The 13084-nt window shown below is 42.8% G+C and carries 8 protein-coding genes; 3 read left to right on the top strand and 5 right to left on the bottom strand.

Features of this window, described 5'->3' with window-relative positions:
* Nucleotides 1–14 precede the first annotated feature (14 nt).
* The 3 genes from IM797_RS10305 to IM797_RS10315 are packed head-to-tail and all read right to left on the bottom strand — an operon-like array spanning nt 15 to nt 5504.
* Nucleotides 15–1325, bottom strand: coding sequence for a TolC family protein (locus IM797_RS10305; protein WP_194127028.1), 1311 nt, complete (start codon nt 1323–1325; stop codon nt 15–17).
* Nucleotides 1312–4416, bottom strand: coding sequence for an efflux RND transporter permease subunit (locus IM797_RS10310; protein ID WP_194127029.1), 3105 nt, complete (start codon nt 4414–4416; stop codon nt 1312–1314). The genes IM797_RS10305 and IM797_RS10310 overlap by 14 nt, the downstream gene beginning before the upstream one ends.
* Complete coding sequence (locus tag IM797_RS10315; RefSeq protein WP_194127030.1) at nt 4413–5504, bottom strand: efflux RND transporter periplasmic adaptor subunit; 1092 nt, start codon at nt 5502–5504, stop codon at nt 4413–4415. The genes IM797_RS10310 and IM797_RS10315 overlap by 4 nt, the downstream gene beginning before the upstream one ends.
* 450 nt (nt 5505–5954) lie before the next feature.
* On the opposite strand from IM797_RS10315, the gene IM797_RS10320 reads away from it, so the two are divergent.
* The gene (locus IM797_RS10320) at nt 5955–7730 is read left to right on the top strand and encodes a M61 family metallopeptidase (protein ID WP_194127031.1); all 1776 of its coding nucleotides are present in this window, start codon (nt 5955–5957) and stop codon (nt 7728–7730) included.
* 85 nt (nt 7731–7815) lie between these two features.
* Here IM797_RS10320 and IM797_RS10325 read toward each other — a convergent pair whose 3' ends face one another.
* Both IM797_RS10325 and IM797_RS10330 read right to left on the bottom strand, forming a co-directional pair.
* Nucleotides 7816–8586: an NUMOD1 domain-containing DNA-binding protein gene (locus tag IM797_RS10325; RefSeq protein WP_194127032.1), complete on the bottom strand. Its 771-nt coding sequence runs from the start codon at nt 8584–8586 to the stop codon at nt 7816–7818.
* Between the two features lie 282 nt (nt 8587–8868).
* A complete protein-coding gene (locus tag IM797_RS10330; protein ID WP_228098790.1) occupies nt 8869–9348 on the bottom strand; it encodes a hypothetical protein in 480 nt (159 codons plus the stop codon).
* Nucleotides 9349–9568: 220 nt separating this feature from the next.
* Here IM797_RS10330 and IM797_RS10335 point away from each other — a divergent pair, with 220 nt between their 5' ends.
* Entirely contained in the window at nt 9569–11341 is a 1773-nt protein-coding gene (locus tag IM797_RS10335; protein ID WP_194127034.1) for a long-chain fatty acid--CoA ligase, read from the top strand.
* The gene (ggt, locus tag IM797_RS10340) at nt 11319–13034 is read left to right on the top strand and encodes a gamma-glutamyltransferase (RefSeq protein WP_194127035.1); all 1716 of its coding nucleotides are present in this window, start codon (nt 11319–11321) and stop codon (nt 13032–13034) included. Before IM797_RS10335 ends, ggt begins: the two co-directional genes overlap by 23 nt.
* Nucleotides 13035–13084: the final 50 nt, after the last annotated feature.

Here is a 13084-nt window from a genome sequence, read left to right on the forward strand (position 1 = left end):
TAAAAATAGTAATCTTATTGAATATTCAAAGTACCACTGATTTCTTTTAAGCTAATTTCTGTCAATTTTGCCTGATATTGTGCTTCAAGGTACCGGGTAACTGCATCAATAGCATTCCGTTGCGCCTCCCGAAGCTCCAAAGGTGCGATACTGCCCAAACGATATTTCTCCAGTGTAATGTCCAGGTTTTGCCGCGCAATATCCACATTGCGCTGCTCTATTTTCAGCAAATCCAGATTCGTCAGGTAATTCTGATAGGTACTGCTTAAAGTTGCACTGATGTCCTGTCTGGTTTTATCCAAAGTCAATTCCGAAGAATTGATCTGAATCTTGGCATTGCGCTCATTTTGACGTTGTAAAAAGCCGTTAAAGATATTCATGCTCGCGGTCAGGCCGTAAGTAAAGCCATTCGTTTGCTGCTGGGTGTTAAAGCCTGTCGGACTCGCGCTTTTCTGAAAGGCATAACCGCCATTTACACCAACAACGGGATAGCGTTTGCCCTTGATCTGCTTTAAATTCAGCTCCGCAATCTTTTTATTCAGAAACGCATTTTGAAGATCCGGATTCAACTGCTGTGTTTTAGCATCCAGTTCAGCATAATTCAGCCCGCTATTGATGTCAATCTGCTGATCTACGCTAAAATCTGTATTCAGGTCACGAGCCATGACTTGGTTCAGTGATATTTTAGCCGTTTTTAACAAATTGATCTCTTTTAAATAAGCCGAAGTATCGGTGTTGTAATCTACTGTCGCACTCAATACATCCAGTTTAGAACCACGTCCGATGGCTAGCTTATTGTTGGCGATACTCACCCGAAGTTTGGATACATCCAATGCACTATCCCGCGCTAACACCAGTTTCTGTTCCTTTAAAACGGTATAGTAAGCATTTACTACGTTACTGATGGTACTCAGCACCGTGCCCTGGGCATTGACTTCGCCTTGTTTCTGCAGTTCTTTCAGGCGTTCATAATTGGTAAACATCTGCAAACCGTCAAAAATGGTCCAGCCCAGTGCTACACCATAACTCATATTGGTGTTTTTTACGCCAGTTAAAGTTTGCTCTGCTCCGTTACTCTGTGTTCTGGTGGTTTTTTGTACACTTCCACCATCACTGAAGCTACCATCAAGGCTTGGCAGCAAACCTGCATTTCCAGGATTGACATTGTTTTTGGCGATCTGTACCTCGTTGTTGACCAGTTTAATGTCGTAGTTGTTTTTTAAAGCAATGGAAACAGCTTCCTCCAGACTCAGCTTTTGTTGGGCCATGCCCAGTTGTACACTGCCCAACAAAAGCGCTGTTACGATATAATTAAGACTTTTCATGATCTAAAGCTGCTTTTAATGAAAGTTCCAGTTCTGTATTTTCTTTGTGTTCTTTAGACCAATAGGAATAAATAGCAGGAATCACAAATAGGGTTAAAATCAAGGCAAATAAAGTTCCACCAACAATGACAATACCCATACCCATGCGGCTTTTCGCTGCTGCTCCAAGGGCCATCGCAATAGGTAGGGCACCAATGGCAATAGCCAAACTCGTCATTAGAATTGGCCTTAACCTGGATACAGAAGCTTCTCTGATCGCATCGTGTACACTTTTTCCCTGTTCTTTCAACTGGTTGGCAAATTCTACAATCAAAATACCGTTTTTAGTTACCAGGCCAATCAACATGATCGTTCCGATCTGGCTAAAAATATTCCAGCTTTGCCCAAATAGCCAGAGTGACAAAAATGCCCCCGCAACCGCCATAGGTACAGTCAGAATGATGATGATCGGATCAATGAAACTCTCAAACTGGGCAGATAAAATCAGGTAAACCAGTAGTAAAGCCAGTCCAAATGCAAACAAGGTATTGGAGGAACTCTCCCTGAAATCCCTGGATTCTCCGCCAAGATCAGTAGAAAATGACTCATCGAGGATCTTTTCAGAAATCCTGTCCATGGCCGCTATGCCTTCGCCGATGCTTTTTCCCGGAGCGAGTCCGGCAGAAACGGTAGCCGCTGTGAAACGGTTGTTACGGTATAACTGCGGCGGACTGCTTTCTTCTTTCGCAGTAACCAGATTATCCAGCTGGATCAATTCATTTTTATTATTTCTAACATATACCGAGCTCAAATCCAGAGGATCTTTACGGTCTGCCACTTCAAACTGTCCAATTACCTGATATTGCTTTCCATTCATAAAGAAGTAAGAGAAGCGTTGTCCACTCAAACCCAACTGTAAAGCGGTACCAATGTCCGAAACCGATACCCCCAGATTTTTCGCTTTGTCGCGGTCAATGGTCAGGTCAATCTCCGGTTTATTAAATTTCAAATTCACATCGGAAGTGGTGAATGTGGGATCTTTCGAAACCTCATCCATAAACAAAGGAACTTTTTCTCTTAGTTTTTCAAAGTTTTGTGCCTGGATGATATAGTTGACCGGCAAACCGCCCCTGCGACCAACAGAAATGGTCGGCTGTTGGGTAACCACTACTTTTCCTTCCGAGAATTTTCTGGTGATTTTGGTCAGTCTGTTTGCAATATCTGCCTGGCTCTTGGTCCGGTCGCCCGGATCCACGAGGCCCATTCTTACAAAACCGCTGTTCGTTGATCCTGCACCACCAAAACCAGGGGAGGTAATGGTAATGTTCACTTTTTTCTCTGGTACAGAATCCTGAACCATTTGCTGTACCTTCATCATGAAACGATCGGTGTAAGCAAAAGATGAACCCTCTGGTGTGGTCAGGTTCATGTTGATCGCGCTGCGGTCATCATAAGGTGCCGTTTCTTTAGGTAAAACTTTCCAGAACAGCACAATGAAACCTACGCAGACTGCAATAATTGGAATGGCGAGCCATTTCCGGTCTAAAAATTTATTTAGATTGGTTGCATAACCCTCGTTCAGACGCACAAAAAACGGTTCAGTCATTTCATAAAACCTGGATTTTTTATGCCCTGTCTTTTTCATCAGGTAAGCATTCAGCATGGGTGTTAAGGTCAGCGATACGAATGCGGAGATCAATACTGCAGCCCCAATTACAATTCCAAACTCCCGGAATAGCCGGCCCACAAAACCCTGTAAAAATATCACCGGTAAAAATACAGCTGCCAGGGTAATGGAAATCGAAATTACCGCAAAAAAGATCTCGTTGGCTCCTTTAATGGCGGCCTCAAACGGTGAGTATCCTTCCTCTACTTTTTTAAAGATATTTTCGGTAACCACAATCCCGTCATCCACCACCAGTCCCGTAGCCAATACTATGGCCAGGAGCGAAAGTACATTGATCGAGAAACCGAAAATATACATGATGAAGAAAGTAAACACCAGCGATACCGGAATGTCAATAAGTGGCCTGATGGCAATAGCCCAGTCCCTGAAAAACAGATAAATGATGATGATCACCAATACCAGCGACAGGATAATGGTTTCTGCCACCTCTGTGACCGAGGCTTTAATAAATTTGGTATTGTCTAAGGAGATATTCAGTTTAATATCCTGCGGGATGTCTTTTTCCAGTTGCGCAAAACGCTTGTCAAATTCTTTGGAAATGTCCAGATAATTGGCCCCAGGCTGCGGAATTAAACCTACGGCGACCATCGGTTTACCTGATTCACGCAATATCGTTTCTTCATTCTCAGAACCTAAATCGGCATAACCAATGTCTTTCAACCGAACCACATTACCAGAATCGCTTTTCAGGATCAGGTTGTTGAACTGATCGGCATTGGTCAGTTTTCCCAATGTTTTGATGATGAGTTCTGTATTGGCTCCGGTAATTTTACCTGAAGGTAATTCCACATTTTCCTTATCCAACGCGGCAACGATGTCCTGTGAAGTTAAACCGTATGCCGCCAGTTTATCCGGCGCAATGCGGATTCGCATGGCATACTTTCTTTGTCCCTGAATCTGTATGCTGCTTACCCCTGTAATGGTCTGCAGCCGATCGGCAATCACATTCTCGGCATAATCACTCAATTCCATCACATTGCGCTTGTCACTTTGTATGGTCATGGTAATGATCGCATCAGAATTGGCATCCGCCTTACTTACTACCGGATTGCCATCAATGTCTTTAGGCAAGCTTCTTGCCGCCTGCGACACCTTGTCGCGCACGTCATTGGCAGCATCATCTATGTTTTTATCCAGGTTAAACTCAATGGTGATGTTACTGCTTCCCTGGTTACTGGAAGAAGAGATATTCCTGATCCCATCTATTCCATTGATAGACTTTTCGAGGGGCTCTGTAATCTGGGATTCAATAATGTCGGCATTAGCTCCAGGATAGGAGGTTCGTACAGACACTACCGTTGGATCAATATTGGGGTATTCCCGAACGCCCAGAAAATTGTAACCGATCACCCCAAAAAGCAGGATGGCCAGGTTCATTACAATGGCCAGGACCGGCCTTTTTATACTGGTGGTTGAAATACTCATAAAGCAGTTTTGTTTTTAACCACGGTTACTTTTACAGGTGCGTCTTTCTTTAATGCCATGGCGCCTGTTGTTAAAACGGTATCACCGGAATTTAATCCGGATACGATCACAATGCGATCGGCCGTCCTGGTTCCTGCCACTACAGGAACCTGCATGGCCTTGCCGTCTTTACTGATGAATACCGTTTTGCCATTCAATACCGGAATGATTGCTTCGTTTGGAATCAGAATGGCATCTTTTTGCGTACTCAAAGCCAGTTTGATCTGAGCAAAAGACCCGGGTAACAACTTCCCGTCTGCATTCGGCACCAGGGCTTTGATTTGTAAAGTCCTGGTCTGGGTATTGATACCTGGTTCCAGCGCAAATACCTTTCCGGTAAAGGTTTTAGGATATCCGGCAGTGGTAAATGATATTTCTGAATTAACCTGAATCTGTCCCATATATTTTTCAGGTACCGAGAAGCTGATTTTCAGGGGATCGATACTGGATAGGGTAGCAATAGGAGTACTTGGTGTGATGTATCCTCCGGTTGAAATGGCGCGCAAACCAATTTTTCCGCTAAAAGGTGCATATATGGCTGTTTTTGCCAGTTGTGCACGAATCAACTGGCTTTCTGCTTTAAGTGTTTGCAGGTCGGCCAATGAAGTGTCGTATTCTTCCTGACTGATTGCACCTTTGGCCAGCAATTGCTTAGAGCGGTTTTCGTTGGTTGCAGACAGGTTTTGTTTGGTGATGGCCTGTTGCAATTGAGCCTGTATATCGCGGTCGTTGATTTTGACCAATAAGCTGCCTTTGCTTACCTGCGAACCCTCTTTGAAGTTTATGGCTGTTATCAGACCAGATACTTCACTGCGCAGCTCCACAGATTCATTGGCTTCGATCGTTCCGGTAACTTCCAGATTGTTGTTAAAGTCGCCTTTTTGGACAACGATTCCATCCACCTGCAGTCCTTTTCCGGGGGCACCGCCCTTGCCTTTGCTCATTCCTGAGCCTTCCTCAGCAATTTTTTTATTGGCTGAAATCCTGTAGTAAATCAAGTAAGCAATTCCTAAAGCAATCAGGACATAAATAAGGTATCTAATCTTCATTTGTAGTTTTGGTTGAAGGTTGTGCCGGTTATGACATAAACACAAAAATATTTAAAAAGCCCGTAACAGGTTGTATTAAGTGTGTTACAGGTCTGAAATGGTTCAATATGAAGACCAGATTTCTATAGGTAAAATACAGCTAAAGTACAGACCCGCTTTACCCCTGCTTTACCCCCGCTTTAGGGCTGCTATACCCCCTGCTATACCCTTAGGGTAGAGCAGGGGTATGGCGGGAGCGGAGCGGGGCCATAGCAGCACTGTACTTTAGCTGTGTTTTGCCGGTACTTACAATGCAGGCACCTACAACCTGATGCGATTGTTTTAAGCTTAAAATTGCTTTAAGAATCAAAATTCTCTAAGTTTGGCTCAGTTTAACAACATATTATTCCGGTTTTGATTGGATTGCCCGGTCGATACCCATCATAAACACATTGAAACAAAAAATTAAGGATGAAAAAAGCATCGTTATTGGGATTAGTAATATTACTATCAGTAGGTATGACAGCCAAATCACAAGTTAAAATAGGATTTGAGGTATCCTTTAAAGAACCTCAGGCACATTATGCCGAAGTGGAAATGAATATATCCGGTCTGACTAAGGACTATGTAGATGTTAAAATGCCGGTATGGGCACCAGGTTCTTACCTGGTTCGCGAATTTTCTAAAAGTGTCGAGGGCTTTAACGCCACTGCCAATGGAAAGCCTGTAAAATATGAAAAAGTAAGAAAAAATGCCTGGAGGGTTTACTCCGCAAAAGCTTCCAATGTCAAAATCAAATACCGTTTGTATGCATTTGAAGTTTCTGTGCGAACTTCATTTATCGACGATAGCCACGCATTTCTTTCCAGTACTGGTGTATTCATGTATCCTGATGGTATGTTGAAACAACCAAGTACTGTAAAAATTATTCCTTTCAAAACCTGGAATAAAGTATCTACCGGCTTAGAACCTGTCGCAGGGCAGGCCTTTACATACACGGCTGCTAACTTTGATATCTTATACGATAGTCCGATTGAAGTTGGTAATCAGGATGTTTTTGAATTTATGGCTTCTGGTGTTAAACATGAAGTGGCCATGTATGGCGGTGGTAATTACGATAAAGAACGTTTGAAAGTGGATATGGCAAAAATTGTAGAACAGGGAACTGCAATTTATGGTGAAAATCCGAACAAGCACTATACCTTTATCGTACATAATTTTTCGGTAGGGGGCGGTGGTTTAGAGCACTTAAACTCTACGGTTTTAGGCGCAAGCCGAAATGGTTATGCAAGTAAAGAGGGTTATAACGGCTTTTTAAACCTGGTTGCGCATGAATATTATCATTTATGGAATGTGAAGCGCTTACGCCCTGTTGCATTGGGTCCTTTTGATTATGACAATGAAAATTATACTACCAATTTATGGGTAGCAGAAGGCTTTACAGCTTACTATGAAAATAAACTGATGCGTCGTGCTGGTTTTATCAGCGATACTGATTTTGTGAATCAATTGGTTACCGCTGTAAATAATGTTTCCAATACCCATGGCGCCAAAGTGCAGTCGGTTGCAGAAGCAAGTTACGATGCCTGGATTAAATTGTACAGGCCAAATGAGAACTCTGCCAACACCACAGTTTCTTACTATGCCAAAGGTGAAGTATTGGGCATACTGATGGACATTGAAATTGCGCAAGCTACACAAGGTGCAAAAAGCCTGGACGATGTGATGCGTGCAATGTACAATCAATACTATAAAAAGCTTGGAAGAGGCTATACAGATGCAGAATTTAAAGCGATGGTGGAGCAGGTAAGTGGAAAAAGCTTTACATCATTCTGGGATAAATATGTAAATGGAACCGGACCAATAGAATATGAAAAGTACTTTGGTTATGCAGGTATCCGGGTAAAAGATGAAAATGCGGGAAAAAGCATTCCTTATTTAGGCTTGTCGTCGAAAAAAACGGAAGGTAAGATCATTGTTTCGGGAATTGCCAGGAACTCATCAGCATGGGTGGATGGCATCAATGTCAACGATGAGCTGATCAGTGTTGATGGAGTGCCTGTTCAATCCTCAATAGATCTTGGTGATAAAAAAGTAGGGGACACCTTGACCATCCGGGTATTGAGAGACGGTATTGTCAGAGATTTTAAAGTTACCTTAAAAGCAGGTACTAGTGTAAAACTTGTTGCTGAATTGGATGGCAATGCATCTGATGCAGCGCTCAAAGTAAGAAAACGCTGGTTTTAAAAAAGAGAGAGATCTCTTGGTCGTATTGGTCAAGGGATCTCTCGTTTTTAAAGATTGTCGAAATATAAAAGGCAATTGGTTGCTATTATTTAGCAGCCAGTTGCCTTTTCTTTTTCATATGGCTTTCCAGCAATGATCCCTGGTAATGTGGGTGGCGTCGTAATTCATTGATGTTTACGCGCAATTGTTGTCCCTTGCGCCATAAAAAACCACCTGCGGTTAGCATATGGCCATTTACCACATGGTGAATGTGACCATTGTCAATTTGGGTTTCCCTTGCTGCTTCGAAGCAGTTTTTGAAAGACCGGATCCAGCGACCATCCAGGTCGTATTTGGAAATTCCGGCTTGTCTTTCTGTAATTCTTGGATCTACCGGAATTTTCTTTTTTAGACTTTTGTTCCAAATAAATCCACCGTAAGTCATACCACGACCGTTAATCACGTCGCGGATACCATTTTTGTGAACACCAACTGCTTTCGCAGCTTCAACGGTATTGATGTATGTGTGCACAAGGTTGCCTTCCAGGTCGTATTGGCCAACAGTTTGTTGTTGTTTGGACAATGGAGATGGGCCATGCCACTTTTCTTTTAATATAGACGTTACGTCAATTTCAGGAGCATTGCCGCGTCTCCATAAATAGCCACAGGCAGTTAATATCTTGTTGTTGTCTCTGGCTGCTACGGAAATGTATCCCTGGGCAGTATTCATTGCTTGTGCAGCGACTTTGGCATTGGGATAAGTTTCCAGCAATTTTCCGGATAATGAGTAACGGCTTACGTTGTAAGTTGTTGTTTTTCTTTTTGGAGCAGAATCCGTTAGTAAAATTTCTTGGGTTGGAAAATCAATGTTTGACATATTTGAGGGTTAATATATAGTGTTGTGTCTTGTAAATCCGTTAATTATATCTGGTTCAAAATAGTTTATTATCGTAATAGCTCATCATCCTGACCCCTTCGCGCTCGCAGCTTATTTATAATAAACGAATATATACATCATAAATTATAAACTTACATAAGTAATTAATTATCTTGCTTAAAACTAACAAATTAAAACTAGAACAAAAAAGGCAGTATCAAGTAATTTTACCATCAACTGCCCCTTTATTTGATGCCTCGCTAAAGGCTAATTCGCAATAGCTTAGAAAGTAAAACGTACGCCTAAACCTACGTCACCACCCCAGAATCCTGTATCCGGTGTCAATTGCAAAGCAGGAACCCAGTCTAAGGAGAAGTTAATTGGCGCATTTTTAATTTTGTAATCTAATCCTAAAACACCGTTTGCAGAAAGATAAACATCACTACCACCACCGTGTTTTATTTTGTAAGAACCAATGGTTGCTCCAGCACCATAGTACCAGTTTAAGCCATCAGCTCCTTGAATTGGGTTGTAAACTTCGTATAAGCCGGTCAGGTTTGCATAGGTAGCACCACTGTTGCTTCTAAAGTTTCCAATCAATTCAAGCATTGCACCTTTGTTTAATCCGGTTTTGAAACTTACACCGTTTGCAGAACCGAAACGACCACCGATCGCGTGTTCGTAGCTTTGGGCTTTAGCGCTGTTGGTACTCATCGCAAAAATAGCTGCACAACCAATTAAAGTAAAAAGTAATTTTTTCATAATCATAAATAATGTATTTGTATTTTTTTGTAATTGAAACAACCTTAACAACTATTGTGCCGATATCATCTCAATGTCAAATAAAAAGAGGACAATTCGCTGGCTTAAGATCCCGCGTAAATTGATTATTTTTATTTAAGTTTGGGAAACAAGAGGGGTACACTGGGGGTTGTCCATGTATCTTTAATTAACCAACATCCTATAATTAAGCTGATCGTGTATGGGCGTAACGGTAACAAGAGTATTTGATTTACTTCAATATAATTTAGAACAATTTCCAAAACAGGAATTTATTAGTGGTAAAGTGAACGGTGCGTGGCTGCGCTATAGCACACAAGAATTTTGTGATGTTGTAGATGCATTGAGTCGTGGATTGATTGAAAGTGGACTGGGCAAGGGATCGAAAGTTGCGGTCATGTCCGCCAATCGCCCGGAATGGAACATTACTGATTTTGCAATTGTACAGATTGGGGCCTATCAGATTCCACTGTACCCTACGATGGCTGAACAGGACATCAAGTTCATTTTACAAAACGCTGAAGTGAGTGTGGTTTTTGTTGCTGAAGAGGCGCTATATACCAAACTTAAAACAGCTTGTGACGAATCTGGCCTGGACATTAAGATTTATGCTTTCAATGAAATTGAAGGTGTAGAAAACTGGCAGAGCCTGGTTAAGCTGGGACAGGAAAAAAAGGATATTGATTTGGAACCCTATCGGGCTGCGGTTAAACCAGACGATATTTTGACCCTGATTTATACCTCTGGTACCACTGGTACACCTAAAGGGGTAATGCTGACGCATGACAACCTGGTTCAAAACTTTGTGAATTCGGCCGTGGTATTGCCAGACGGAATTAAGAAAGGCCTGAGCTTTTTGCCTTTGTCGCACATTTTTGAACGCATGATTGTGTATTTGTATTTGTACACCAATATATCGGTGTATTATGCGGAAAGTATGGATACCATTGTCGCAGATATTCAATACGTAAAGCCAAATGCTTTTTCTACGGTACCCAGATTACTGGAGAAAGTTTACGACAAGATCATGGAAAAAGGAAAAGAGCTTACTGGTATCAAGCGCGGAATTTTCTTTTGGTCAGTTGCTTTGGCTGAAAAGTATGATTTTAACAAGGGTTGGTTTTACAACTTTAAACTGGGGATTGCGCGCAAACTGGTGTTTAAAAAGTGGCAGGAAGCCCTTGGAGGTGAGATCGTAGTGGTGGTGTCTGGTGGTGCGGCGCTCAATCCGCGTCTGGCCAGGATTTTCTGGGCCGCAGGTATGCCTGTATTTGAAGGCTACGGTTTGACCGAGACCTCACCGGTGATCACTGTAAACCATTTTGGTGCGACCATGTTTGGTACCGTAGGGCCAACAATTGAAGGGGTAGAAATCAAAATTGCTGAAGATGGAGAGATCCTGACGCGCGGACATCACATCATGAAAGGTTATTACAACAGGCCTGACCTGACTGCGGAAAATATTGATCCAGAAGGCTGGTTCCATACCGGTGATATCGGAGAGATCGTGGAAGGTCGTTTTCTTAAAATTACCGATCGCAAAAAAGAAATCTTTAAAACGGCTGGGGGTAAATATATCGCACCTCAAATGCTGGAGAATAAATACAAAGAATCCCCATTGATAGAGCAGATCATGGTGCTGGGCGAAAACAGGAAATTTCCTTCGGCTTTGATTGTCCCTAATTTTGTGGCTTTGAAGGCCTGGTGCGGAAAAAAAGGAATCAACTATACGACCAACGAGGAGATGATTAAAAACGAACAGGTAATTGAAAAGTATAACCAGATCATTGCCTTTAGTTCTAAAGAATTTGGACATTGGGAGCAGGTGAAACGTTTTGCTTTGCTGGCTAAGGAATTCAGTATTGATGGCGGAGAACTGACACCGAAACTGAGCTTGAAAAGGAAAGTGGTTCTGGAGAAAAACGCGGCAGTGATAGAAAAAATATATAAAGATGCGGAAACGTATAAAGCCTAGTTTTATAGGTTTACTGGTATGGCTGGTTGGTGCCGGCCATTTAACAGGTTGCGTTAGCGGGCAACTGGGGAAAAACAACAGTGGAGAATATCGGAATGGCGTAGTTGTTTCAGCAAAGAAGGAAGCTTCTGTTGTTGGCTTGGATATTTTAAAAAAAGGTGGTAATGCGATTGATGCAGCTGTAGCAGTTCAATTTGCCCTCGCTGTAGTGTATCCTGGTGCAGGAAATATAGGTGGTGGTGGATTTATGGTCTACCGGTCAGCTGATGGGCGCAGCAATACGCTTGATTTTAGAGAGCAGGCCGCTGCCGGCTCATCCAGGGATATGTATCTGGATGCTGCAGGAAATCCGGTTGTTGATAAAAGTTTATATGGTTCTTTGGCAGCTGGTGTACCAGGTTCTGTTGCCGGTATGGTTGCGGCACATGAGAAATATGGGCACTTGAAATGGGAAGTGTTGTTGAATCCTGCGATCAGGTTAGCTGAGGATGGATTTAAGATCAGTGCGGCACAGGCACATGAACTAAATGAATTGAAAGCCCGTTTTGTCAGCTTAAACCCTCGCGGAACAGCATTGCTGAAAGCTAAAGGGGATTGGGTTGAAGGTGATGTGCTGGTGCAGGAACAATTGGCCAATACCTTGCGACAAATCCGTGATAAAGGAGCAGCGGGTTTTTATGAAGGTGCTGTGGCCGATAGTCTGGTTGCGGAGATGCAACGTAGCGGGGGGATTATCACGAAAGCAGATTTAAAAAATTATAAAGCGGTTTGGCGAACACCGATCCTGGGTAATTATAAAGCCTACAAAATCATCACCATGCCACCGCCTTCAAGTGGAGGAATCGCCTTGTTGCAATTGTTGAAATCTGTTGAGCCTTTCCCTTTGAAAAGATGGGGCTTTAACCGGGATTCGACAGTTCAGGTGATGGTGGAGGCCGAGCGCAGGGTTTATGCAGACCGTGCTGAGTATATGGGAGACCCTGATTTTGTGAAAATTCCGGAGAAATCCTTACTGGCAGGAGCTTATATCAAATCCCGGATGCACAGTCTGGATTGGAATAAGGCCACGCCAAGTTCGGCCCTGAGGGCCGGCGATCTGACGGCAGCAGAACATGAAGAAACGACTCACTTTTCTATTGTTGACCGGTATGGGAATGCGGTATCTTTAACAACCACGCTGAATGGATCTTATGGTGCTGCGATGGTGGTTAGCGGTGCTGGTTTTTTACTGAATAATGAGATGGATGATTTTTCTGTTAAACCTGGTGCACCCAACATGTATGGTTTAGTGGGCGGTGAAGCCAATTCCATTGCCCCTGGAAAGCGGATGCTGAGTTCAATGACGCCAACTATTATAGAAAAAGAGGGGAAATTGTTTATGATTGTGGGCACTCCGGGAGGTTCTACGATCATTACGTCTGTTTTTCAGACCATATTGAATGTGCTTGAGTTTAATCAAAAGATGCAGACAGCAGTTGCCGCTAAAAAATTTCATCACCAATGGTTGCCTGATGTAGTATATGTGGAAGACGGCGCCTTAGATAGTACAACAGCGGTTCAGTTGAAAAAGAAGGGATATGTGATCGAAGTGCGGGGGCCGATCGGACGTGTGGATGCCATTTTAAAAACGAAATGGGGCTATTATCAATATGGGGCAGATCCCCGTGGAGATGATGCTGCGGCGGCCTGGTAAATTCTATACAATTGCTGTCCATGAATTTGTTATAAAGCAATTTAGTACTA

This window comes from Pedobacter sp. MC2016-24, from assembly GCF_015223055.1.
Taxonomy (GTDB): domain Bacteria; phylum Bacteroidota; class Bacteroidia; order Sphingobacteriales; family Sphingobacteriaceae; genus Pedobacter.